This window comes from Bradyrhizobium glycinis (assembly GCF_016031655.1).
GTDB classification, from domain to species: Bacteria; Pseudomonadota; Alphaproteobacteria; order Rhizobiales; family Xanthobacteraceae; genus Bradyrhizobium; species Bradyrhizobium glycinis.
Map to the genome: position 1 here is coordinate 88,361 of NZ_JACCHQ010000006.1, position 23,438 is coordinate 111,798.

20 protein-coding genes are annotated in these 23,438 nt (G+C 64.6%); 5 read left to right on the forward strand and 15 right to left on the reverse strand.

What is annotated here, in order from left to right; genetic code table 11:
* Positions 1 to 84: 84 nt before the first annotated feature.
* From HZZ16_RS11920 to rfaD, 3 genes are read right to left on the reverse strand one after another with little or no spacing between them, the layout of a single operon-like run.
* Entirely contained in the window at positions 85 to 1,371 is a 1,287-nt protein-coding gene (locus tag HZZ16_RS11920) for an O-antigen ligase family protein (RefSeq protein WP_197948648.1), read from the reverse strand.
* Complete coding sequence (gene rfaE1, locus HZZ16_RS11925) at positions 1,368 to 2,852, reverse strand: D-glycero-beta-D-manno-heptose-7-phosphate kinase (RefSeq protein ID WP_197948776.1); 1,485 nt, start codon at positions 2,850 to 2,852, stop codon at positions 1,368 to 1,370. Before rfaE1 ends, HZZ16_RS11920 begins: the two co-directional genes overlap by 4 nt.
* A gap of 13 nt (positions 2,853 to 2,865) precedes the next feature.
* Positions 2,866 to 3,846, reverse strand: coding sequence for an ADP-glyceromanno-heptose 6-epimerase (rfaD, locus tag HZZ16_RS11930; RefSeq protein ID WP_197948649.1), 981 nt, complete (start codon positions 3,844 to 3,846; stop codon positions 2,866 to 2,868).
* A gap of 157 nt (positions 3,847 to 4,003) precedes the next feature.
* On the opposite strand from rfaD, the gene waaF reads away from it, so the two are divergent.
* Entirely contained in the window at positions 4,004 to 5,074 is a 1,071-nt protein-coding gene (waaF, locus tag HZZ16_RS11935) for a lipopolysaccharide heptosyltransferase II (RefSeq protein WP_197948650.1), read from the forward strand.
* A 178-nt stretch (positions 5,075 to 5,252) separates the two neighbouring features.
* On the opposite strand, the gene HZZ16_RS11940 is transcribed toward waaF, so the two are convergent.
* Positions 5,253 to 6,290: a glycosyltransferase family 4 protein gene (locus HZZ16_RS11940; RefSeq protein WP_197948651.1), complete on the reverse strand. Its 1,038-nt coding sequence runs from the start codon at positions 6,288 to 6,290 to the stop codon at positions 5,253 to 5,255.
* Between the two features lie 126 nt (positions 6,291 to 6,416).
* Between HZZ16_RS11940 and galE the strand changes: the two genes are divergently transcribed.
* The 3 genes from galE (at position 6,417) to HZZ16_RS11955 (ending at position 10,106) form a co-directional block, all read left to right on the forward strand.
* Positions 6,417 to 7,430 (forward strand): UDP-glucose 4-epimerase GalE, encoded by a 1,014-nt coding sequence (galE, locus tag HZZ16_RS11945; protein WP_197948652.1) that lies wholly within the window; start codon positions 6,417 to 6,419, stop codon positions 7,428 to 7,430.
* 119 nt (positions 7,431 to 7,549) lie between these two features.
* Complete coding sequence (locus HZZ16_RS11950) at positions 7,550 to 9,358, forward strand: ABC transporter ATP-binding protein (RefSeq protein ID WP_197948653.1); 1,809 nt, start codon at positions 7,550 to 7,552, stop codon at positions 9,356 to 9,358.
* A gap of 46 nt (positions 9,359 to 9,404) precedes the next feature.
* Positions 9,405 to 10,106 (forward strand): fumarylacetoacetate hydrolase family protein, encoded by a 702-nt coding sequence (locus HZZ16_RS11955; protein ID WP_197948654.1) that lies wholly within the window; start codon positions 9,405 to 9,407, stop codon positions 10,104 to 10,106.
* Between the two features lie 72 nt (positions 10,107 to 10,178).
* Here HZZ16_RS11955 and HZZ16_RS11960 read toward each other — a convergent pair whose 3' ends face one another.
* The 7 genes from HZZ16_RS11960 to HZZ16_RS11990 form a co-directional block, all read right to left on the reverse strand.
* Positions 10,179 to 10,637 (reverse strand): YybH family protein, encoded by a 459-nt coding sequence (locus tag HZZ16_RS11960; RefSeq protein ID WP_197948655.1) that lies wholly within the window; start codon positions 10,635 to 10,637, stop codon positions 10,179 to 10,181.
* A gap of 13 nt (positions 10,638 to 10,650) precedes the next feature.
* Entirely contained in the window at positions 10,651 to 11,580 is a 930-nt protein-coding gene (locus HZZ16_RS11965; RefSeq protein WP_197948656.1) for an aspartyl/asparaginyl beta-hydroxylase domain-containing protein, read from the reverse strand.
* Between the two features lie 143 nt (positions 11,581 to 11,723).
* A complete protein-coding gene (locus tag HZZ16_RS11970; RefSeq protein ID WP_007612486.1) occupies positions 11,724 to 11,879 on the reverse strand; it encodes a hypothetical protein in 156 nt (51 codons plus the stop codon).
* A 139-nt stretch (positions 11,880 to 12,018) separates the two neighbouring features.
* On the reverse strand, positions 12,019 to 13,479 hold the full coding sequence (locus HZZ16_RS11975) for a flavin-containing monooxygenase (protein ID WP_197948657.1): 1,461 nt from the start codon (positions 13,477 to 13,479) through the stop codon (positions 12,019 to 12,021).
* 159 nt (positions 13,480 to 13,638) lie between these two features.
* Entirely contained in the window at positions 13,639 to 15,060 is a 1,422-nt protein-coding gene (gene ahcY, locus HZZ16_RS11980; protein WP_197948658.1) for an adenosylhomocysteinase, read from the reverse strand.
* Between the two features lie 123 nt (positions 15,061 to 15,183).
* Positions 15,184 to 16,380: a methionine adenosyltransferase gene (gene metK, locus HZZ16_RS11985; RefSeq protein ID WP_172785319.1), complete on the reverse strand. Its 1,197-nt coding sequence runs from the start codon at positions 16,378 to 16,380 to the stop codon at positions 15,184 to 15,186.
* A 60-nt stretch (positions 16,381 to 16,440) separates the two neighbouring features.
* A complete protein-coding gene (locus tag HZZ16_RS11990) occupies positions 16,441 to 17,796 on the reverse strand; it encodes a hypothetical protein (protein WP_197948659.1) in 1,356 nt (451 codons plus the stop codon).
* Between the two features lie 163 nt (positions 17,797 to 17,959).
* On the opposite strand from HZZ16_RS11990, the gene HZZ16_RS11995 reads away from it, so the two are divergent.
* Positions 17,960 to 19,678, forward strand: coding sequence for a caspase family protein (locus HZZ16_RS11995; RefSeq protein ID WP_197948660.1), 1,719 nt, complete (start codon positions 17,960 to 17,962; stop codon positions 19,676 to 19,678).
* Positions 19,679 to 19,805: 127 nt separating this feature from the next.
* Here HZZ16_RS11995 and HZZ16_RS12000 read toward each other — a convergent pair whose 3' ends face one another.
* The 4 genes from HZZ16_RS12000 to HZZ16_RS12015 are packed head-to-tail and all read right to left on the reverse strand — an operon-like array spanning position 19,806 to position 23,433.
* A complete protein-coding gene (locus HZZ16_RS12000) occupies positions 19,806 to 20,924 on the reverse strand; it encodes a cobalamin-independent methionine synthase II family protein (protein WP_197948661.1) in 1,119 nt (372 codons plus the stop codon).
* 19 nt (positions 20,925 to 20,943) lie between these two features.
* Entirely contained in the window at positions 20,944 to 21,660 is a 717-nt protein-coding gene (locus HZZ16_RS12005) for an ABC transporter ATP-binding protein (protein ID WP_197948662.1), read from the reverse strand.
* The gene (locus tag HZZ16_RS12010) at positions 21,653 to 22,408 is read right to left on the reverse strand and encodes an ABC transporter ATP-binding protein (RefSeq protein ID WP_197948663.1); all 756 of its coding nucleotides are present in this window, start codon (positions 22,406 to 22,408) and stop codon (positions 21,653 to 21,655) included. The genes HZZ16_RS12005 and HZZ16_RS12010 overlap by 8 nt, the downstream gene beginning before the upstream one ends.
* On the reverse strand, positions 22,405 to 23,433 hold the full coding sequence (locus HZZ16_RS12015; RefSeq protein WP_197948664.1) for a branched-chain amino acid ABC transporter permease: 1,029 nt from the start codon (positions 23,431 to 23,433) through the stop codon (positions 22,405 to 22,407). The genes HZZ16_RS12010 and HZZ16_RS12015 overlap by 4 nt, the downstream gene beginning before the upstream one ends.
* Between the last annotated feature and the right edge of the window lie 5 nt (positions 23,434 to 23,438).

Consider the following 23,438-nt stretch of genomic DNA (forward strand, 5'->3'; position numbering starts at 1 on the left):
CCGCCGACCGATGAAATCCCCATTGGATACAACCTGACCGAGCTGATAGCCTATCTGGACAAGACTTGCCAGCCGCGCGGCCCCTCAGAAACCGGCTTCCCCCATCTTCGCCCCGAGCTGTTGTTCCCGGATCACCATTCCGCCGGCGACGCCGACGCCAATGATGTACATCCAGCCCTCGTGGAAATCGAACAAATGCGAGTTGAACAGTGAGGTGAAGACGTTCTGCACCACCACCAGCAGCCCGATCCAGTTGGCAAGCCCGTCGCCGCGGAACAACCGGAGATGCAATATCCAGATCGCGTAGAGAATGACGATGCCGATTGCTCCCCATTGCACAGCAACGTTGAGCGTCTGGTTGTGCGGGTTGCCAATCACCTCGGCTGACGCCCGGCGCTCACCGGCGGGCGTCGCGACGCGTTCGAACAACCCGCGGGTCGAACCGGTGCCGTGCCCCATGATCGGCGCCTCCGCGAAGAAGCCGAGCGACTTGCGCCAGAATTCGAGCCGCATGCCCATGGAGGTTGCTTCGCCTCGCTCCACATAACCGCTGTAATCGGTGGTAAACCGCTCGGCGGTATGGCGCAATTGCGGCGAGGCCTGCCAGGCGAGAACGGCGCCGACGAGCAGCGCGCCGGAGATGATCGCGATGCTGCGCCATCTGAGGTGAAGCAGCGCAAAGACCCCGAGCATGATCGGAATGGTGACGAGCGCGGTGCGTGACACCACCACGAAGGTCATGTTGATGAAGAAGCTCAGTGCCAGCGCCGTCAGCAGCCCGGCGAGCCAATAGCGCTTCTCGCGCAACAGCATCACGATCGGATAGGCCAGCGCGACCGCGCAGAGCGCGAATTCCTGGCTCTGGTCGATGTAGTTCTTGACGAAGATGCCGCGTTCGGGCGGATCGGTCTTGAGCGCAAGGTTCGGGTAGAACGCGACCAGCCAGGACATCACCGACAACAAGGCGCAGGACACCAGAAAGGCGATGAAGACCCAGTGTCCGCGCGGCGAGCGCTCGAAATGATAGAGCAGGACCGGCAGCACGAGCAGCTTGACGGTTGGATTGACCGCGTAGAGGCGCGCACCCCAGGCCGCGTCCGACCACAGCGTCCCCAGCAGCGCGAGAAAGACGAGCGCGATCGGCGCGATGCAGATCGGGCGCTTCAGCGATTGCAGGAACGCGCGCAAATCGAGGAACGGCACCATGCAGAGCAGCATCAGCGCGTTGAAGATGCCGGCAAGCGAGGTCGACCAGGGCAGCGAGGCCGCGGTCAGGATCGCAAACAGATCGACGGTCTCGCGCCAGGCAGCGGGGCTGCGCAGGCGGCGATTCAACATTTCGCTGGTCGTTTCGCGTGCGAGCGCCGTCACTTGCTCTCTCCCCTGGCGCGATGCACCAGCGCCGTCGTGCTGAAGCCCTGGAGAATGTCGACCAGCACGACCGCCCCGCCCGCGGCCTCGACCACCTCGTGGCCGACCACCTGTTCGCGGGTGTAGTCGCCGCCCTTCACCAGCACGCCGGGCTTGATCCTGGTGATCAGGTCGATCGGCGTGTCCTCCGCGAAGATGACGACGAGGTCGACGGCCTCCAGTGCGGCGAGCACCTCGGCGCGCGCGCGCTCGTCCTGGACCGGACGATCGGCACCCTTCAGCCGCCGCACCGAGGCGTCGCTGTTGAGCCCCACGATCAGGCGGTCGCAGGCGGCGCGCGCCGCGGTCAGCACCTTGACGTGGCCGGGATGAAGGATGTCGAAACAGCCGTTGGTGAAGCCGACGCGCAGGCCCTGCCTTTTCCATTCGGCGAGCTGCGCGTCGAGTGCGGCCGGATCGAGCACGATCTTCTCCTCGGCCGCGAGCGTGGCATGCGGCAGGATCTTGCGTCGCAGCTCGGCCGCGCTGACGCTGGCGGTGCCCTGCTTGCCGACGGCGACGGCGGCGGCGGCATTGGCCATGCGCAGCGCCGTGTCCCAGTCCGCGCCGGCCGCGAGCGACACCGCAAGCGCAGCGGCGACGGTGTCACCGGCGCCGGAGACGTCGCGCACCTTCACCGGGACGGCCGGCACGTGAACGGCCCCGCCATTCCGCGGCACCAAGGTCATGCCGTGCTCGCCCTGGGTGACCAGGATCGCCTCGCAATCGGCGAGCCGCATCACGTCCTCGCTGGCCTCGACGATGCTCTGCACCGTTTCGGCGCGGCTGCGGGTCGCTTCCGAGAATTCCTTGCGGTTGGGCGTGAGCAGCGTGGCGCCGCGATAGATCGCCCAGTTCAGGCTCTTGGGATCGACGATGACGGGCTTGCCGAGCTTGCGCGCGGCATCGATGGTGTGGCGGATCACGCGCGCTGTCAGCACGCCCTTGGCATAGTCGGACAGCAGCACGATGTCGGCGCGCGCGATCTGCGGCAGGATCGCGTCGATCAGTTTCGTTTCGACGTCGTCGGACGCAGCCAGCGCCTGCTCCCAATCCGCGCGCAGCATGTGCGTGGAAAAATGTTCGGAGACGAAACGGACTTTTCGCGTGGTCGGCCGCGAGGCGTCGCGCACCAGCACGCTCTCGATGCCGGCTTGATCATTGAGCGCTGCCTCGAGCCGCATACCGGCGTCGTCCTCGCCGATCAGGCCGACGAAGATGCAGCGCGCGCCGAGCGAAGCGACGTTGCGCGCGACGTTGCCGGCGCCGCCGACGTGGGTCTCGCTGCGCTGGGCGGCGATGACGGGCGCCGGCGCTTCCGGCGAGATCCGCGACACCTCGCCGTAGACGAACTCGTCCAGCATGATGTCGCCGATGCACAGCACCGTACGGCCTGAGATGGCTTGCGCAAGGGCATCGAAATCGAGAATGGGCGTCGGCATGGTCGAAAGGGCCTCAGCGAAAGCGATCGGGCCGGTCGAGATAATCCCCGACATAGGCCTTCACCGCGTCCTCGAGCGTCGTGAAGCCGCCGTTATAGCCGGCGCGGAGCAGACGATCGACCTCGCTCTGGGTGAAATACTGATAGCTGCCCCGGATCTGCTCGGGCATGTCGACGTATTCGATGTTGGGCCTGGTGCCGAGCGCCGCATAGGCAGCCAGCATGAGGTCCTTGAAGCTGCGCGCCTTGCCGGTGCCGACGTTGAACAGGCCCGACACCGACGGCTTCGCGAGCAGCCACAGGACGACGCGCACGACGTCGTCGACATAGATGAAATCGCGACGCTGATCGCCGTCCTCGATGCCCTCGCGATGCGACTTGAACAGCTGCACGACGCGGCCTGCCCTCACGTCGTCAAAGCGCCGCGCCAGCACGCTCATCATCGAGCCTTTGTGATATTCGTTCGGGCCGAACACGTTGAAGAATTTGAGGCCGGCCCATTGCGGCGGCAGGCGATCGCCGCGCACCAGACGTTCGGCAACAGCAAGATCGAACAGGTGCTTGCTCCAGCCGTAGAGATTCATGGGCCGCAATTTCTTCAGCGCCGAAAGCGAGGAATCGTCGTCGAAGCCTTCCGTGCCGTCGCCATAGGTCGCCGCCGAAGACGCGTAGATGAACGGCACCGCGTTCATCGTGCACCAGTCCAGAAGGCGCATCGACAGGCGGAAATTGGTCTCGATGACGAGATCGCCGTCGGTGGCTGTGGTCGCGGAAATCGCCCCGAGATGGATCATGGCCTCCAGATTGCGGCCCTTCAGCCAGTCCATCAGCTCGGCCGGGGGAACGATATCCACAAGCTGCCGCTTGGCGAGGTTGCGCCACTTGCCTTCGGTTCCGAGGAGATCGCAGATCACGACGTCGCTGCGACCGGCCTCGTTCAGCGCGGCCACGACATTCGATCCGATAAAACCGGCCCCGCCGGTCACCAGCAACATTCCACCTACCTGCCCGATTTTAGTGCCCGATCCTGCCCTAGCGCATGATCCGCCAAAGTGTAAGCGGTTTTGGGATAGCGGTTCTGCCGGCTTTACCTATCGGCCCGGAGCGGCTAACCGAACCGCGATATCGGCACGCGCTCGGCCCCCATAACGAATGAATATTGATTCGCAACTTGGTAGTGATGCAGACCGGAGCGACACGCGCCCGATCCTGATCGTTCCCTACATGTGGATCGGCGATTTCGTGCGGAACCACACCGTCGTGCGGGTCCTGAAGGAGCGCTGGCCGAACCGGCCGGTCGATCTTCTCACCACGTCCCTGTGCGCCCCGCTGGTCGATTACATGCCCGGGGTGCGCGCCGGTATCGTCTGGGACATGCCGCGCAGCCGGCTGGCCGTCGCACGCCAGTTCGGCCTGGCCGAGCTGCTGCGGAAACGGAACTACGGCACTGCCCTGGTGCTGCCCCGGACCTGGAAGGCGGCCATCGCGCCCGCACTCGCCGGTATTCCTGAACGGATCGGCTTCGTCGGCGAGTTCCGGTTCGGCCTGCTCAACCGCTGGCGCTGGGGCGAGAAGAAGCTGCCCCGCTTCATCGACAAGAACGCCGCCCTCGCCGAGCCCGACGGCGCGCCCCTGCCGGCGGAATGGCCGGTGCCGCAACTGCGCGTCCCGGCCGAGGAGATCGCCCGCTGGCGCGAGGCCAATGGTCTCGGCGCCGGCGCCGCGGTGGCGCTCGCCCCGGGCTCGGTCGGCGTCTCCAAGCGCTGGACCTATTATCCCGAAGCTGCCCGCCTGCTGGTCGAGCGCGGCCTCGAGGTCTGGGTGGTCGGCGGCCCCGCCGAAAAGGGCCTCGCCCAGGAGATCGTCGCCGCCGGCCGCCCCGGCGTCCGCGATCTCACCGGCACCGACTTGCGCAACGGCGTCCTCGCAATGGCCGCCGCCAGCGTTGCGATCTCCAACGATTCCGGCCTGATGCACATCGCAGCCGCCCTGGGCACGCCGACCATGGGCATCTTCGGTCCCACCAGCCCCTACCTCTGGGCCCCGCTGAACGGCCTCGCCGCGACAATGGTGCAGGACAAGGAAGCGTTGCCCTGCCAGCCCTGCCAGAGCACGGTCTGTAAGGTGAACGACCACCGCTGCATGCGGAATATTGCGGCGAGCGAGGTGGTGGGGATCGCGCAGCGTGTGCTGGGGGAGACCGGAGCGCGGGCAAACAGCTGAGGCGATCGCGGCTCGCGCCAATGATGGCATTCTGCCAGTGTTTTGCCCGACGAGTCAAAAGCGATTCGAAAAATCCGCAGTCGAGCGAGCTCTCGGCCAAGTCCTTGATTTTGCTGACCCCGGCTACTGTGCATGGGGTTGTTTTCGCAGTTTTTGTTTTGCGCCCCAGGAGCCGTGCTTACAGCAGCGGCCGATAGACCTCGCCGATGCGCGCTGCTTCGGCATCGAGGCTGAATCTCTCGAGGACGCGCTGTCGAGCACGCTCGCCCATCGTCGTCGCCGCGGCCACATCGCGCATCAGCGGCTCGAGCGCTGCCGCTAGCGCGTCGGCATCTCCCGTCGGGATCAGCACGCCCGTGACACCATCCTCGACGACGAGCTCGGCCGCGCCGGCGCGTGCGGCAACCAGCGCACTACCCGCCGCCATCGCCTCGATCAGCGTCAGCCCAAAGCCTTCGTTGCGCGAGGTGAAGGCGTAGATCGTCAGGCGCTGATACCAGCGCTGCACCGCTTCGATCGGCAATTCGCCGGTGATGACGATGCGCGATTGCAGGCCGGCTGCCTCGATCCGCTTCTTCAGGTCGTTGGCAAAGGGCGTCTGCTCCGCCGTCACCTGCCCGACGATGACGGCGGTGAAATCCGGATAGCGCGGCAGCAGACGGCACATCGCATCGACGAACACGTCGGTGCCCTTCTGCGCCCGCACGCGGCCGAAGCAGCCGATGGCGTAGCGGCCCGGCAGCGCGGCTTCGGCGAACGCAGCGGCGCGATTCTCCGGCGGCGCGTAGACGTCGGTGTCGACGCCATGCGGGATCACCGTCGCCTTCACCTTCAGGAACGAGGCCGAGAGATCTGAGGTTGCGATGATCGCGTCCATGCGCCGGATCAGCCAGCGCGTGATCCAGCTGTGATGCCGCTGCGCCGCCGAGGTGAACACGAGCTTGAGCGGCCAGCCGAGCGCGCGCAAGCCAACGCCGGCGATCATCTCGTTGTTGCGGCGCGCATGCCAGATCAGCGGCGCCTTGCGGCGCCACAGCTTGAGGAAATCTCCAATGCTCAGGCGCGCGATCCCCGCCGGCGCGTCGGAGCCAAACCAGGCGGCGCGGTACAGCTTTGCCAGCCGCGGCGCCACCATCCGGTTGGTCGCGGTGACCCCGGAATAGCGCCTGTGCAGATTTGGCACGATCACCTCGAGATCGCCGGGGGAATTCGCCACGACACGCTCCATTTTGCAAAGTCCCTATACGCAACATTAAGCATAGTGACCAGTTCAGGGCTGCCGATACCCCCTCTTCACCACGCAAGCGCTAGCCTTGCGCGTTGATGGAAGACGGGTGAGATCATGACTGTGCTAGTCACCGGCGGCGCCGGCTACATCGGAAGTCACACGGTCCTGGCGCTGGCGGAAGCCGGCGAGGACGTCGTCGTGATCGACGATCTCTCCACCGGTTTCTCGGCGTATCTGCCCGAAGGCGTGCCGCTGTTCATCGGCGATGCCGGCGACGAGAACCTGCTCGAAGGCGTGATCGCCCAGCACGACATCGAGAGCATCATCCATTTCGCGGGCTCCGTCGTCGTACCGGATTCGATGCGCGATCCGCTCGGCTATTACCGCAACAACTTCACGACCGCGCGCAACCTGCTCAACGTGGCGGTCAAGCGCGGCATTGGCCGCTTCATCTTCTCCTCGACCGCTGCCGTCTACGGCAATCCGGACCAGGTGCCGGTGCCGGAGCACGCGCCGACGCGGCCGCTGTCGCCTTATGGCTCTTCGAAGCTGATGACGGAGATCATGCTGCACGACGTTGCTGCCGCCTACGGCATGCAATACGTGACCTTGCGCTATTTCAACGTCGCCGGCGCCGATCCGCAGGCGCGCATCGGGCTTGCCACCGTCGGCGCCACGCATCTGCTCAAGATCGCGGTGGAGGCCGCCACCGGCCAGCGCGCCAAGATCGACGTGTTCGGCACCGACTATCCGACCCCCGACGGTAGCTGCATCCGCGACTTCATCCACGTCACGGACCTGTCTCAGGCCCATCGCTCGGCCCTCGCTTATCTGCGCAATGGCGGCGCTTCGACCACGCTGAATTGCGGCTATGGCCGCGGCTATTCGGTGCTGGAGACCATCGACGCGGTGCGCCGGGTTTCGGGCCGCAGCTTCGCCGTGCAATACGCCCCGCGCCGGCCCGGCGACATCATGACCATGGTTGCCGACACCAGCCGGATCCGCAGCCTGCTCGACTGGCGGCCGCAATACGAGGACCTCGAGACCATCGCGGCCCATGCACTGGCCTGGGAGGACAAGCTGTTCCGCGAGCGCCATGGCGAGCTCCGCCACGCCGCCTCCGCCTAGAATCATCCCAAGCGCAAGCCCTTAATTGGACTTGAAAAACCGTAGCTGAGCGGGCACAGAGGCCCATCGATCCCTGACGCGCGGGCAGGCTTTTGTCCTGCGCCGTCAATGGACACCGGATGGCCCAGTTTCCAAAGAAAATCACCGACGATCCCTACGCGGCAGCGGTCCTGATTCGCCGCCTGATCACAGAACAGGGAATCGTCTACTGGCGACGCTACCTCGCCGCCTTCGCACTGATGGCGCTCGCCGCCGGTGCGACCGCTGCTGCGACCTACGTCCTCGGCCAGGTCATCAACCAGGCCTATGTCGACAAGAACATCCCGGGCATCGCGATGTTCTCAGGGATCACGGTCGCTCTGCTGTTCGTCAAGGGCGTGGCGACCTACGGCCACATGGTGATCCTGACCAAGATCAGCAACGCGATCCTTGCCACCAATCAGCGCCAGCTGTTCGCAAAATTGATGCGCGAAAGCGTCGGCTTCTTCTCCGAGCGGCACTCCTCTGAATTTCTCGCGCGGCTGACCGCCGGCGCCAAGTCGATCACCGACGTGTTGAACATGCTGGTGAACGCGATCGGGCGCGATCTCTTGATGTTGCTCGCCATGATCGGCGTAATGGTCTGGCAGGACCCGCTGATGTCATTCATCGGCCTCGTCGCGGTGCCGCCGGCGATGCTGGTGCTGCGCAAGCTGGTCAAGCGCATCAAGGGCCTCGCCTTCAACCAGTTCACCGGCACCGCCGACATCATGGAGACGATGCAGGAATCGCTGCAGGGCATCCGCACAGTCAAGGCGTTCACGCTCGAAGAGACCATGCAAAAGCGCATCGACGAGAACATCGCCATCGTCGAGCGCAACGCCAACAAGATGGCCCGCGTCGCCAACCGCTCCAACCCGCTGATGGAAATGCTCGGCGGCTTCGCGGTCGCGGGCTGCCTGATGTACGGCGGCTATGCCGTGGTCGCGCTCAACGCCACGCCCGGCGCGTTCTTCTCCTTCATGACCGCGTTCCTGATGGCGACCGAGCCGGCCAAGCGGCTGGCCAGGCTCAACATCGATCTCAACAGCCAGCTCGTCGGCGCCCGCATGCTGCTCGAAGTCGTCGACAGCCCCGCGAGCGAGCAGTCCGACGACGACAAGCCGGCGCTGAAGCTGACCGATGCCCGCATCGAGCTGCGCGACGTCAGCTTCTGCTACCGCTCGGGCGAGACCGTGCTCAACCGCATGAGCTTCGTCGCCGAGCCCGGCAAGGTGACTGCGCTGGTCGGCCCTTCCGGCGGCGGCAAGTCGACCGTGCTGGGGCTGCTCCTACGCTTCTACGAGGTGACGCAGGGCGACATCGTGATCGACGGCCAGTCGATCTCGTCGGTCTCGCGCAAATCGCTGCGCGCCCAGACCGCCTATGTCGGCCAGGACGTCTATCTGTTCCGCGACACCATCCGCAACAACATCGCCTTCGGCAAGCCAGGCGCCAGCGAGGACGAGATCGTCGAGGCGGCGAAGGCGGCCTGCGCGCACGACTTCATCACGGGCTTTCCGCTCGGCTACGACACGCCGGTCGGCGAGCACGGGACGCAACTCTCGGGCGGACAGCGCCAGCGCATTGCCGTCGCGCGCGCGCTGCTCAAGAACGCGCCGATCATCCTCTTGGACGAAGCCACCGCAGCCCTCGATTCCGAATCCGAACGGCAGGTGCAGGAGGCGATCGAGCATCTCTGCCAGAACCGCACCACCATCGTGATCGCGCACCGCCTGCACACCATCATGCACGCAGACAGCATCCTGGTGGTCGAGGGCGGCGAGATCGTCGAGCAGGGCCGCCATGACGAGCTGCTCCGCCGCGGCGGCCGCTATGCCTCGTTCTTCCGGCTGCAGCAACACGGCAGCAGCCCCTTGGGGCTGGCGCCGATCAGTGCAACCGCCTAGAGTTTTCTTCACCCCAAGACCACCGCAAGACCAGCGAGACCGCTCCATGAACGCCGCCTCCTACGTCATCCCGCTTCCGCCCCAGGCTTCGCTTCCCGTCGTCGGCGAGAGCGGCCGCTATCCGGTGCGCCGCATCTGGTGCGTCGGCCGCAACTATCTCGAGCACATCCGAGAGATGGGCAATGACGAGCGCGCCCCGCCGTTCTTCTTCGCCAAGCATGCCGACATGCTGGTGCCCGACGGCGCCACCATTCCCTACCCGCCGCTGACCAAGGATCTGCATCACGAGGTCGAGCTGATCGTCGCGATGAAGAGCGGTGGACTGAACATTCCCGCGGATAAGGCGCTGGATCACGTCTACGGCTACGGCGTCGGCATCGACCTTACCCGCCGCGACCTCCAGATCGCCTCGCGCAAGAAGGAGCGCCCGTGGGAGATCGGCAAGTCGTTCGACTATTCGGCGCCCTGCTCCGCGCTGCAGCCGGCCTCGAAGATCGGCCATCCCGCCAAGGGCAAGATCTGGCTGACGGTCAACGGCAAGGAAGCGCAGAAGGGCGACCTGACCGAATTGATCTGGAACGTGCCCGAGATCATCTGGCAGCTCTCCCAGCAGGTGAAGCTCGCCGCCGGCGACATCATCATGACCGGCACGCCCGCCGGCGTGTCGCAGCTCCAGCCCGGCGACAAGCTCGAATGCGGCGTCGACGGCGTCGGCACGCTGAAGGTGAGCATCGGCCAGCCGGAATAAGGGTTGCTCCAGCTCGGACTCAAAAGGCCCCGGAATGGGGCCTTTTGCATGTCGATCGTGCACGTGGTCGAACTACCAGGCCTTCACCGGCCGATTGGCATGGCTCGCCTGCGGCACACCGCGGTTGAGCGACATGTGCGAATGCACGCACAGCCAGCCATCGCCGTTCCTCGAAAACACCATCGTCGCGCGGCCGGGGCGCGCGAACGTGCTGCCATCGGGATGATAGCCTGTGCTCGTCCACGGCGCGATCACGGTTGCCATCATGCCGTCCGGTGATGCCAGAACGGACGTCTGATCGAGGACGAAACGGAAGTCGGCCGTCTTCGGCCAGACATTGTCCCATTGCGTCTTGACCCATTGATCGAGGCCGGGGATGACGTCGTTATGGGTGCCGAAGGCGAGCACGTCCGGATGGAAGAGCGGCCGCGCCGAGGCGTAATCGACCTCGCGGACATACCCTGCGAAGGTGTCCAGCCAATGATGGAAGAACTCCACGATCCCTGGCGTTGCGACCGGCAAGGAGCTCATCGGGATGCGCCGATCAACTGATTGCCGAATACACGATCAGGCCGAGGATCAGCGCCGTCAGCGAGTATTTCAGCGCGTAATAGACGTTGCGGTTCCACTCCTTCACCTTGCGGCTGGCGAGATGGATTTCGTAAAGCTTGCCGAACACCTTGTTGAGCACGCCGACATGCTCACCATCGACGTTCTGGGTCGCCGACGCCTTGACGATGTGATGGCTGACCCAGCGGTTGATCGCGGTCATGAAGCCGTACTTCATCGGGCGCTCGACGTCGCAGAACAGGATGATGCGGTTGACCTCAGTCGCATTCTCGGCACTGTGGATGAAGGTCTCGTCGAACATGAAGGCTTCGCCATCGCGCCATACGCATTCGACGCCGTCGACGAGGATCCGGCACTTGTTCGAGTTCGGCGTGACCAGGCCAAGGTGATAGCGCAGAGAGCCGGCGAAGGGATCACGGTGAGCGCCGAGCTTGCCGCCGGGCGGCAGCATCGCGAACATCGCGCCATGCACGCTCGGGATCGACTTGAGCAGCTCCACCGTCCTCGGACACAGCGTGTTCGCCGACGGCAGGAAGTCGTCGTACCACTTCAGGTAAAACCGCTTCCAGCCGCTCTTGAAGAACGAGTAGAAGCCCCAGTCGTTGTTCTTCGCCGCCGCGCGGATAAAACCTTCATCGAACAGGCGCACGGCCTCGTCGCGGATGGTCTCCCAGTTCTCGCTGAGGGGCTTCAGCTCCGGAAACTGATCGACCGAGATCACCGGCTTGTTCGGCACCGCCGAGCCCGCATACATCAGCACATTGTAAGGTGCGAGATAGGTCGAGTGATCGCCGAGCTGGCGCGCGAAGCGCAGCCGCTGCTTGCCGCGGAAGTGAACGTAAATCGTCGAGGCCGCAAGCACATACAAAATGACGAGCTGCGGCGCAAAAAGCTGTTTCAGCATTTCCCCAATCCCAAGTGACCCAGCCGGGGTGTCGTGTAGCCCGACCCGGCCCGAGCGGCAAGATATTCACCGGTGGGTTGCAATCACGCCGGGGAGAGCAAGGGGATGGAACTCGGGTCAAAAACCGGCCGAAACGAGCCGAATCAGGCCCGCGACAGCGCCTGCAGGCCCTTGAAGGTCAGGCGCTTGGGGTCGGTGACGCCGGCGAGGTAAAGCCGGCGGATGAAGGCGATGACGGCGTCGCGGTCGCAATCGGTCAGCGCGACGACGGCGTCGACCGCTATTCTCTGGGCTTCCATTGGGCTCACCTCGGCCTTGCGAGTAACCCCGGCCGAGACAGGCTAGGACTCATCCGTTAAATCGGCGTTAACCGTTCCGGAACCATCGCCGATTCAGCCAAGCGGCCGAATACGCGAAACAACGCATTGCCGGGCGCGATCAGGAATACTGCATCACGCCGTCGTCGATCCGGCCGAAGCGCAACGAGACGATGTCGAGCGCGTAGTTCTGGTGGAGCCGCCACGGCCGCTTCGACCCCTGCTTCGGCATTTTGGCGATCGAGCGCTGCACGTAGCCCGAGGTGAAATCGAGCGAAGGCTGCGCCGTGATGGTGGGATCGTCATTGTGCGGCATGCACTGGCGGAAATTGTGCCGGTCCATGTAATTGATGAGCCGGCAGACATATTCGCAAGTGAGGTCGCATTTCAGCGTCCAGGACGCGTTGGTGTAGCCGAAGGCCGAAGCCATGTTCGGCACGTCGGCATACATCATGCCCTTGTAGGTCAACGTGTTGGCGAAATCGACGGAGCGGCCGTCGACGCTGACCTCGAGGCCGCCGACGACCTGGAGCACCAGCCCGGTCGCCGTCACGATGATGTCGGCGGCCAGCTCGCGGCCGTCCTTCAGCCGAATGCCGTCACGCGTGAAGGTGTCGATCTCGCTGGTGACGACGCTGGCGCGCTGCTCGCGGATCGCCTTGAAGAGGTCGCCATCGGGCACGAGGCACAGCCGCTGGTCCCAGGGATTGTAGCGTGGCGTGAAGTGGGTCGCGACGTCGTAGTCCGGGCCGAGCGCGATTCTCACGCCCTTGAGGATAAGATCCTTCACCTTCGCCGGCCTGCGCCGGCTGAGCTGGAAGAAGAACATTCCCCACATCACGTTGCGCCAGCGGATCAGGTGATAGGCGAATCGCGCCGGCAGATTGCGGCGCAGCTTGTTCGCGAGGGGATCCTGCGCCGGCCGCGACACCACATAGGTCGGCGAGCGCTGCAGCATGGTGACCTGCGTCGCCTTCCTGGCGAGCTCCGGCACCAGCGTCACCGCTGTCGCGCCCGAGCCGATCACGACGACACGCTTGCCCGCGTAGTCGATGTCCTCGGTCCACTTCTGCGGATGCACGATGCGGCCGGCGAAATCCGCCACGCCCTTGAACTCCGGCGTATAGCCCGCCTCGTATTTATAATAGCCCGAGCACATGAACAGGAAGTTGCAGGTGAACCGCACGAGCTCGGCCGCGCCCTCGCCAGAGATTCGCTCGGCTTCCACCGTCCAGCGCGCGTCCGGTGTCGACCACGCCGCGCGCTTGACGCGATGATGATAGCGGATGTGCTTGTCGATGCCGTTCTCGCTAGCAGTCTCGCGCACATAGTTCAGGATTTGCGGGCCGTCGGCGATCGCCTTCGGGTCGGTCCACGGCTTGAACGAATAGCCGAGCGTGAACATGTCGCTGTCCGAGCGGATGCCGGGATAGCGAAACAGGTCCCAGGTGCCGCCGATGCAGTCGCGGCCTTCGAGGATGACGTAGCTCTTGGCCGGACACTTGGTCTGCAGATGATAGCCGGCGCCGATGCCTGATAGCCCGGCGCCGACGATCAGCACGTCGAAATGTTCTTGTTGCATGGCTTCCTCCGCCGGGGCGGATTGTCCGCCTGCCGCTGCTGGCCGTCAATCGGCAATCAGAGTGCCCCAACTGCAAAGCGAGTTGAATTCCATGTCCCGAAACAACAAAGCCCCGGATCGCTCCGGGGCTTTGGGTCGATGGTTCGTCGAACCTGTGGCTCAATAGCGGTAGTGATCCGACTTGTACGGGCCTTCCTGCTTCACGCCGATATAGTCGGCCTGGTCCTTGCGCAGCTGGGTGAGCTTGACACCGATCTTGGAGAGGTGCAGGCGGGCGACCTTCTCGTCGAGCGTCTTGGGCAGCACGTAGACCTTCTTCTCGTACTTGCCGTCCTTGTTGTTGGCGAACAGCTCGATCTGCGCCAGCGTCTGGTTGGTGAAGGACGCCGACATCACGAAGGACGGATGGCCCATCGCGTTGCCGAGGTTCACGAGGCGGCCCTCCGACAGCAGGATGATGCGGTGCTTGTCGGGGAATTCGATCTCGTCGACCTGCGGCTTGATGTTGGTCCACTTCAGATTACGCAGAGACGCGATCTGGATCTCGTTGTCGAAGTGACCGATGTTGCAGACGATGGCGCGATCCTTCATCGCGCGCATGTGCTCGATGGTGATGATGTCCTTGTTGCCGGTGGCGGTGACGAAGATGTCGGCCCGCGGCGCGGCGTCTTCCATGGTCACGACCTCGTAGCCTTCCATCGCCGCCTGCAGCGCGCAGATCGGATCGACTTCCGAGACCATGACGCGGCAGCCGGCCTGGCGCAGCGAGGCGGCCGAGCCCTTGCCGACGTCGCCGAAGCCCGCGACCATCGCGACCTTGCCCGACAGCATCACGTCGGTGCCGCGGCGGATGCCGTCGACCAGCGATTCACGGCAACCATAGAGGTTGTCGAACTTAGACTTGGTGACGCTGTCGTTGACGTTGATGGCCGGCCACAGCAGCGTGCCTGCCTTCTGCATGTCATAGAGACGATGCACGCCCGTCGTGGTCTCCTCGGAGACGCCCTTGATGCTGTTGGCGATCCCGGCGAAGTAGCCCTTCGGCTTTTCCTTGAGCTGCTTCTTCAGAAGCGCGAAGAAGACCTCCTCTTCCTCGGAGCCGGGCTTGTCGAGGAAGGCGGTATCGCCGTTCTCGGCACGCAGGCCGAGATGGACGTACATGGTGGCGTCACCGCCGTCGTCGAGGATCATGTTCGGGTGACCGCCGCCGTGCCAGTCGAACAGCTTGGCGGTGTAGTCCCAGTACTCGGTCAGCGTCTCGCCCTTGACGGCGAAGACGGGAATGCCGGCGGCCGCGATCGCAGCGGCAGCGTGATCCTGCGTCGAGTAGATGTTGCAGGAGACCCAGCGGATGTCGGCGCCGAGCGCGGCGAGCGTCTCGATCAACACGCCGGTCTGGATCGTCATGTGCAGCGAGCCGGCGATGCGTGCGCCCTTCAGCGGCTGCTTCGGGCCGTACTCCTCGCGGGTGGCCATCAGGCCGGGCATCTCGGTCTCGGCCAGCGAGAGCTCCTTGCGGCCGAAATCGGCGAGCGAAATGTCCTTGACGATGTAATCGGTGAAGCCGGGCTTCGCGTTCATGAGAGGTTCCTGTTTGTTTGGCTCGTCATTCCGGGGCGCTCGAGAAACGAGCGACCCGGAATCCGCAAGGTGCAAAACTCCGGGTTCGCCGTTGTTGCGGCGCCCCGGAACGACGCAAGTGAATCAGAGCGCGCGCTTGAGCTGCTCGACGAGGTCGGTCTTCTCCCAGGAGAAGCCGCCCTCGTTGTCGGGCGTGCGGCCGAAATGACCGTAGGCCGAGGTGCGCGCGTAGATCGGCCGGTTGAGATCGAGATGCGTGCGGATGCCGCGCGGGGTGAGGTCCATCGCCTTGGCCGCGGCCTTCTCGAGCTGGTCTTCCGAAACCTTGCCGGTGCCATGGGTGTCGATGTAGATCGACAGCGGACGTGCCACGCCGATGGCGTAGGCCAGCTGCAGCGTGCAGCGGTCGGCAAGGCCGGCGGCGACGATGTTCTTGGCGACGTAGCGTGCGGCGTAGGCCGCGGAGCGGTCAACCTTGGTCGGATCCTTGCCGGAAAAGGCGCCGCCGCCATGCGGGGCCGCGCCGCCATAGGTGTCGACGATGATCTTGCGGCCGGTCAGGCCGGAATCGCCGTCGGGACCACCGATGTAGAACTTGCCGGTCGGGTTGATGTGCCAGATCGTCTTCGGGGTGATCCAGTCCTTCGGCAGCGCCTCGCGCACATAGGGCTCGACGATTTCCCGGACCTGGTTCGAGGTGAGGTCGGGAACCAGATGCTGGTGCGAGACCACGATCTCGCGCACGCCGACCGGCTTGCCGTTCTCGTATTGCACGGTGACCTGGCTCTTGGAGTCCGGACCCAGCACCTTCTCCTTGCCGGAGTGACGGGCTTCGGAGATCAGACGCAGGATCTTGTGGGCGTAGAAGATCGGCGCCGGCATCAGATCGGGGGTCTCGTTGGTGGCGTAGCCGAACATGATGCCCTGGTCGCCCGCGCCTTCTTCCTTGACCTCACCCGGCTGCAGCGCGTCGACGCCCTGGGCGATGTCGGCCGATTGCGGGTGCAAGAGGATCTCGATATCGCAGGTCTTCCAGTGGAAGCCTTCCTGCTCGTAGCCGATGTCCTTGATCGCGCCGCGCACGACGCTCTCGATCTGCTCGTTGGTGACCGACTTCGGCCCGCGGGTCTCGCCGGCGATCACCACCTTGTTGGTGGTCGCGAGCGTTTCGCAGGCGGCACGGATCTGCCAGGGGTCGATGCCGGCTTTCGGCCCTTCGCGGTAGAACAGATCCACGATCTCGTCGGAGATCCGGTCACAGACCTTGTCCGGATGGCCTTCGGACACGGACTCGCTGGTGAAGAGATAGGACGCGCGCATCAGTAACCCCTTGTTCCGCCGCTAGCCGGCGGGCGTTTGCGATGTTTACTTTTAATGATGTCAATCACGCCGGCGCGAGATGACGTAGGATTCGTCGAGAAACCAGAGCCCGTTATACTTCCGCAGCACATCCCTGGCGGCATCCAGAGTGCGGCCGTTTTGAGTCATTTCTGTCAATCGGTCGTCCTCAATCTGAGCGACATACACCGCCGCATTCCACGCTGCAAAAGCCGTCGAGGTTCCGATAGAGCCCGTTACCTCGTTGGGCAGCGCTTCCATATCATACCTGAAGATCGAGCGGTTGTCCGCATAAGCATTAAAATTTAAGTCGCGGCCCACCGATCCAAGTTCATACTTAACTGCACGCAGTAGCTCATGACGGCTGACTGAGAAAGGATTTTCTCCGGGCCAGATCGCCTGGATCATTTCCATGCCTGGATCCTGCCCATGGGAGTGGATTCCGATCAGCCTGCCGCCCGGCCGAAGCGCCCGCGCCAAAGGCGCAATGATCCGCTTGGCCCGGAAATTGACCGAGGACAGGGCCCGGTAGGGCTGGGATGCTATGACGAGGTCGAAATTGGCCTCAGTCTGGCCCGGCCGCGGAATGGTCGAATCCAGCAGGAACCTGTGGTCCTCGCGATAGAGCACAAGGACGACCGGCCGTTCGTAGAGCGGCATGGCCGTGCGCGGGCTGATCGCCGCGCGCCAGTTCTGCTCCAGAAAAGGCCTCAGCTCCGCAATTTGCTGCTCGAATTCACCCGACGAAGCGCCGCGGAGCGGCACTTCGTGCCAGACGGTGGCCGCCGCCGCGGCAGGCGACGCCGGCGTCAGCCAGGGCGCCTCGGCGTAGAACATATTGGTGAACACGAACACCGATGCCGGGTGCTCGAAAATGCGGTCCGGCACCTTCTCCAGCGTCAGGCGCAGGTCCTCCAGGCTGAGCTCCTTGCCGGCGACGTAGAACGGCATGTGCGGAAAGCGCTGGTGCGTGGCGCGCAGCACTCGCGCCAGCACCGTTCCGTCGCCGACGCCGGCGTCGAACAGGCGCAGCGCCGGTGGACGCGGATGAATGGAGGCAAGCTCCAGCGCGACGCGGTCCGCGATCACCCGCTTTTCGCTGCAGGTGTGGACGAACAGCAGGTATTTCTGGCGGTTCTCGAAGAAGCGGAAATTGCCGCGTGGATCGCGCTTCTCGGGGGGCACCTGAAGTCCCCGCGGCGGCGGCACGCCGCCGGCCATCGACGCCGCCATATAGGCCTGAATCCGCTCCAGCGTGTCGATGGTGATGCGCTTTCCCTCGCGCAGGCGGTGCACCAGCTTCCCATCGTTCACCGCGCGTCGGCCGAACGTCGATTCCGCCATGTCCGCCTTGCGGCAGAAGTCGGTGATCTGGCTCAGGATTTCGTCGTTCTTCATGAGTGGGAAATCGGTGGGCAGACGGGTTGGGACTTGCGTCTTAGCAAATTCTGCCCACTCAGGGAATAGCGGATGCGGGCCTTATGTGCCCCCGGGGAGAGCTGAACCCCTGCGGCTGGCCGGGCAACAAACAAGCGCCCCTCCTCTCGCATGAGACACCACCATGCGCCGCCTCCTCGTCACGCTCTGCCTGCTCATGTTCGCGCACTGGTCCGCGCCGGCGGCGGCGCAGCCGCGCAACCAGCTCGGCCCGCTCTGCACCACCGAGACCACGCCGGCGGACAAGATGGTCGACGCCTGCACCAAGATCATCGCGCTAAAGGTCTTCAAGGGCGAGCAACTCGCCACCGTGTATTTCTGGCGCGCGGTTGGCTGGAACAAGAAGGGCGACTACGCCAAGGTCATCGCCGATGCGACGGACGCGATCCGGCTGCAGCCGAGCCAGGCGGTCTATAACCTCAGGGGTTCGGCCTATTACGACAAGGGCGACTACGACATCGCGATCGCCGATTTCGACGATGCGCTGAAGCTCGGCCCGCCCAACGGCGCCATCTTCCACAATCGGGGCAACGCCTGGCGCGGCAAGCACGATTATGCCAAGGCGATCGCCGACTACGACATGGCCATCAAGGCCGATCCGAAATCGACGTTCTCGTTCCAGAACCGCGGCATCTCGAAGGAAGCGCTCGGAGATCTCGACGGTGCGCTCGCCGACATCAACCAGGCGATCCGGCTCGATCCCTCGCTGCCGCAGCCGCTGATCAATCGCACCGCAATCTGGCGCGCCAGGGGCGATCTCGATCGCGCCATCGCCGACGGCAGCGAGGCGATCCGGCTCGCCAAGGAGAAGCCGCCGGTCAACATCATGACGCCGCCCAACAGCGTGCTGATCTCCGGCTACACGCACCGCGCGCTGGCCTATGAAGCCAAGGGCGACTACGCCCGCGCCGGCGAGGACTATAAGGCAACCTTGGCGATTGTGGCGTCTGATGCCGGCAGCAAGGCCAACCAGGCCACAGCACGCGTGCGCCTGTCGCTGCTGACGGACGCGGCCGCGCCGATCCCGCGCGATGCGCCCTCACCGACGACCCAGCCGACCTCCGCCCCCGCCGCGCAACAGACCGGCGCGGCACCGACACAATTGCCCGCCCCGGCCGTTCGCGGCACACGCATGGCGCTGGTGATCGGCAACGGCGCCTATACCCACGTCAAGGCGCTGCCCAATCCACCCAACGATGCACGCGCGGTCGCCAAGAGCCTGCGCGACATCGGCTTCAGCGTATCGGAAGGTGTCGATCTCGATCGCGCCGCGATGCAAAAGATGACGCGCGACTTTCTTCGCGAGGCCGCGCGGGCGCAGGTGGCATTGGTCTATTATGCCGGCCATGGCGTGCAGGTCGACGGCCGCAACTATCTCATTCCGGTCGACGTCGCGCTCAAGCCCGGCGCGAGCCTGACGGAGGCGATGATCGACATGGACACGATCATGGCCGGCCTCGACGACCAGGTCCGCACCAACATCCTGATCTTCGATGCATGCCGCAACAATCCGATGGCGCAGCAGATCGCATCTGCCGGAAACAGTCGCGGCATCGAGGGCGCCTCGGGCCTCGCCGCGCCGACGAGTCTTGGCACCGGTGCGACACTGGGGGCCGGCACGCTGATTGCGTTCGCGACCGCGCCGGGCCAGGTGGCGCTCGACGGCGAAGGCGCCAACTCGCCGTTTTCCGCCGCCCTCTCGCGCCATATCGGCACGCCAGGGCTGGAGGTGCAGCAGATGCTCACGCGGGTGCGGGCCGAGGTGGTCTCGACCACCAAGAACAAGCAGGTGCCGTGGTCGAATTCGTCGCTGCTGGGTGAGGTCTATCTGGCGGAGAAGTGACGGCGCACTATACCGCCCCGTGATGCCGGGATGGTGCGCAAGCACCAGACCTCAGGTGCGCAATTGCGCACCGGGGGATCTCGAGATTCCGGGTTCGCGCTAGGCGCGCCCCGGAATGACGCCATCCTCAATTACCCCACACTTCCTTCGCGATCTCGACCGCGAGGCTGAGCTTGGCCCACTGCTCCTCCTCGGAGAGGATGTTGCCCTCTTCCGTCGAGGCAAAGCCGCATTGCGGGGACAGCGCGAGCTGCTCCAAGGGCGCGAACTTGGCGGCTTCTTCCAGGCGGCGCTTGATATCGTCCTTTTTCTCGAGCTCGCCGAACTTCGAGGTAATGACGCCGACCACGACGACCTTGTTGCCCTTGGGCAGGAAGCGCAGCGGCTCGAATCCGCCGGCGCGGTCGGAGTCGTATTCCAGGAAGTAGCCGTCGTAATTGGTGCCGGCGAGCATGGTCTCGGCAACAGGCTCGTAGCCGCCCGAAGAAATCCAGGTCGAGCGGAAATTGCCGCGGCAGACATGCGTGGTCACAACCATGTCGGCCGGCTTCTCCGCCAGCGCATAGTTGATGATGCGGGCATAGATCTGCTGCAGGCCATCCGGGTTATCGCCGCGCTCACGCGCCTTCTGCAATTCGTCCTGCGAGCAGAGATAGGCCCAGACGGTGTCGTCGAACTGGAGATAGCGGCAGCCGGCGTCGTAGAACGCCTTCACGGCCTTGCGATAGGTCTTGCCGAGATCTTCGTAAAAGGGTTCGAGATCGGGGTAGACGTCCTTGGAGATCGACTTGCGCCCGCCGCGGAAGTGGAGCACCGCCGGCGAAGGAATCGTCATCTTGGCGGTGACGTGGGCCTGATCGGCGACCTTCTTCAGGAAGCGGAAGTGATCCAGCATCGGATGGCTATCGGGAAAGTCGAGCTTGCCGATGACGCGGACCGCATCGTGACGGGTCTGCACGCCCGTGAACTGGATGCCGGTGTCGGGGTGAAACAGCTCGCAGCCCGTGAGCTTGGACAGGAAGTCGAAATGCCACCAGGAGCGGCGGAATTCGCCGTCGGTGGCGAGCTTCAGCCCGATCGAGGCCTGCTTGTGCACGACCTTCTCGATCTCCATGTCCTCGATCTTGCGCAGATCGTCAGCCGAGATCTCGCCATTCTCCAGCCGGCTACGGGCTTCCTTGATCTTGGGCGGACGCAGGAGGCTGCCAACTTCGTCGGCGCGGAAGGGGGCTTTGGTTCGCTGCATGTGTCACTCCCTGGACATCTTAGTGGGCGCTCGCCCCGGCGACGCCGAGATGGCGCTCCAGGACAGAGGGGTCGGTCTTCAGCGCGGCGCTCGGAGCGTCGTGGACGATCGTTCCGCGCTCCAATATCACAACGCGGTCGGCGAGCCCCAGAATCTTTTGCGCATTCTGCTCGACAATGATCGAGCAGATGCCCCCGGACCGGGTGATGGTCCCGATCGCCTTCAAGAGTTCCTCAACGATGATGGGCGCAAGACCCTCGGTCGGTTCGTCCAGCAGCAGGACTTTCGGATTGAGGGTGAGTGCGCGGCCGATCGCCAGCATCTGTTGCTCGCCGCCGGAGAGCTGGTTGCCGAAATTGCTCCGCCGCTCCTTCAGCCGCGGGAACATCTCGTAGACCTTCTCGACCGTCCAGGGACCGGGCTGCGCCACGGCGGTCATGTTCTCTTCCACCGTCAGCGAGCGGAAGATGTTGCGCTCCTGCGGCACCCAGCCGATGCCGGCGCGCGCCCGCTGGTCGGGCCGCATCGCCGTGACGTCGGTGCCGGCAAGCGCAATGGAGCCTGAGAAGCGGCGCGTGACGCCGACGATCGAGTTGATCAGCGTGGTCTTGCCGGTGCCGTTGCGTCCGAGCAGCGCCAACACCTGTCCTTCGGCGAGACGGAGCGTCATCTTCGGCAGCACCACCGCCTCGCCGTAGCCGGCGCGAAGTGAATCGATCGCGAGCAGGTCAGACATCGACCGCCTCCTCGCCGAGATAGACCGCCTTCACCTGCGGATCGCGCGCGACCTCTTCGGGCCGGCCTTCGGTCAGCAGCGCGCCCGAGACCAGCACCGAGATGCGATCGGCAAAGGAGAACACGAGGTCCATGTCGTGCTCGATCAGGAGCACGGTGACGTCCCGCGGCAGGCTGCCCACGACGGCGAGAATGTCGTGGCGCTCGCTCTCGGGCACGCCGGCGGCGGGCTCGTCGAGCAGCAGCACGCGCGGCTTGGCTGCAATGGCGACCGCAATCTCGAGCAGGCGCTGCTTGCCGTAGGGCAGCGTCACCGTCTGCTCGTTCATGACGTCGAGCAGGTGGAAACGGGAGAGCAGATCGGCGATCTCGCCATTGACGTCATTGCGCGTGCCCATCCGCCGCCACCAGTCGCCGCCATGGCCGAGACGTTCGGAGACCGCGAGCCCGATGGTCTCCAGGGGAGTCAGGTCCGGGTAGAGCTGGTTGATCTGGAACGTGCGCGACAGTCCGCGCAGCACGCGCTTGTGCACAGGCAGATCGGTGATGTCGTGGCCTTCGAGCAGGATGCGGCCCGAGTTCGGCTTCAGCACGCCGGTGAGCTGGTTGATGACCGTGGTCTTGCCGGCACCGTTCGGGCCGATCAGCGCGTGGCGGGCACCCTGCTCGACCTTCAGGGACAGATCGCGAGTGACGCGCAGGCCACCGAACTGCTTTTCGAGATTTTGGGTTTCGAGCGCGATGGTCATGAATCGCTCTCCGGCACGGCGACGATCGCCTTGCGGCCTGCAATCTGCCTGATGATCAGGTTCGGCACATACAGCACCCAGCGATGCAGGCGCTGGCGGCCGACCAGCACGATCACGACCAGCACGAGGCCGATCCAGAACTGCCAGTATTGCGGCGTGATGGTCGAGAACAATTCCTGGAGCATGCGGAAGATCACCGCGCCGATCAGCCCACCATAGAGATAGCCGGTGCCGCCGATCACGAGCACCAGCATCAGGTCCGCGGAGCGCTCCATGGAAAACACGTCGAGCGAGGCGATCGCGGTCGTCTGGGTGAACAGCGCTCCCGCAATGCCGGCATAGAACGCGGCGAGCGTATAGATCGCGATCAGGCGACGGTTGACGGGAATGCCAATGGCGGCGGCCCGGAGGGGATTGTTCTTGATGGCGCGCAGCGACAGGCCGAACGGGGAATGCACGACGCGGCGGGCGAACAGGAACAGCAGGAACAACACGGCCAGCGAATAGAAGAAGCCGGCCTTGCCGAACATATCGAACGGGATCTCGCCGAAGATCGGCTGCATCTCGATGCCTTGCAGGCCGTCGGTACCGCCGGTGATATTGGAGAAGCGCTCGGCGAGCGCTTCCAGCAGCAGCGCAATGCCGAGCGTCACCATCAGGCGCGTCAGGTCGACGCCGCGGATCACCAGAAAGCTGGTGGCAAAGCCGAGCACCATGGCGGCAAGGCCGGCGACGATCAGCGCCAGCACGGGCTCCTTGACGATGCCGTGAAGCGCCAGCAGCCCCGCGGCATAGGCGCCGACGCCGAAGAAGGCGGCATGGCCCAGCGACACGATGCCGGCATAGCCGAGGATGAGATCGAGCGACATCGCAAACAGCGCGAGGCGCAGGATGTCGGTCATGATGAGATAGCGCGACGGAAACGCGAAGCCGCAGGCCAGCACGACCAGCCAGAAGGCGATTTCGCCGTAGTGCCAGCGCGCCTGCCGCTGGGCATGATGGCCGACGTCGGAAGCAGCGCTCATCGGCG

Coding starts and splice junctions, on each gene's coding strand:
- HZZ16_RS11990 (WP_197948659.1), bottom strand. CDS start 17,796: ATGAAGAACGACGAAATCCTGAGCCAGATCACCGACTTCTGCCGCAAG.
- metK (WP_172785319.1), bottom strand. CDS start 16,380: ATGCGCGCGTCCTATCTCTTCACCAGCGAGTCCGTGTCCGAAGGCCAT.
- galE (WP_197948652.1), top strand. CDS start 6,417: ATGACTGTGCTAGTCACCGGCGGCGCCGGCTACATCGGAAGTCACACG.
- HZZ16_RS12010 (WP_197948663.1), bottom strand. CDS start 22,408: ATGACCATCGCGCTCGAAACCCAAAATCTCGAAAAGCAGTTCGGTGGC.
- HZZ16_RS11975 (WP_197948657.1), bottom strand. CDS start 13,479: ATGCAACAAGAACATTTCGACGTGCTGATCGTCGGCGCCGGGCTATCA.
- HZZ16_RS11955 (WP_197948654.1), top strand. CDS start 9,405: ATGAACGCCGCCTCCTACGTCATCCCGCTTCCGCCCCAGGCTTCGCTT.
- HZZ16_RS12015 (WP_197948664.1), bottom strand. CDS start 23,433: ATGAGCGCTGCTTCCGACGTCGGCCATCATGCCCAGCGGCAGGCGCGC.
- HZZ16_RS11995 (WP_197948660.1), top strand. CDS start 17,960: ATGCGCCGCCTCCTCGTCACGCTCTGCCTGCTCATGTTCGCGCACTGG.
- waaF (WP_197948650.1), top strand. CDS start 4,004: ATGAATATTGATTCGCAACTTGGTAGTGATGCAGACCGGAGCGACACG.
- rfaE1 (WP_197948776.1), bottom strand. CDS start 2,852: ATGCCGACGCCCATTCTCGATTTCGATGCCCTTGCGCAAGCCATCTCA.
- rfaD (WP_197948649.1), bottom strand. CDS start 3,846: ATGTTGCTGGTGACCGGCGGGGCCGGTTTTATCGGATCGAATGTCGTG.
- HZZ16_RS11965 (WP_197948656.1), bottom strand. CDS start 11,580: ATGCTGAAACAGCTTTTTGCGCCGCAGCTCGTCATTTTGTATGTGCTT.
- HZZ16_RS11970 (WP_007612486.1), bottom strand. CDS start 11,879: ATGGAAGCCCAGAGAATAGCGGTCGACGCCGTCGTCGCGCTGACCGAT.
- HZZ16_RS11960 (WP_197948655.1), bottom strand. CDS start 10,637: ATGAGCTCCTTGCCGGTCGCAACGCCAGGGATCGTGGAGTTCTTCCAT.
- HZZ16_RS12000 (WP_197948661.1), bottom strand. CDS start 20,924: ATGCAGCGAACCAAAGCCCCCTTCCGCGCCGACGAAGTTGGCAGCCTC.
- ahcY (WP_197948658.1), bottom strand. CDS start 15,060: ATGAACGCGAAGCCCGGCTTCACCGATTACATCGTCAAGGACATTTCG.
- HZZ16_RS12005 (WP_197948662.1), bottom strand. CDS start 21,660: ATGTCTGACCTGCTCGCGATCGATTCACTTCGCGCCGGCTACGGCGAG.
- HZZ16_RS11950 (WP_197948653.1), top strand. CDS start 7,550: ATGGCCCAGTTTCCAAAGAAAATCACCGACGATCCCTACGCGGCAGCG.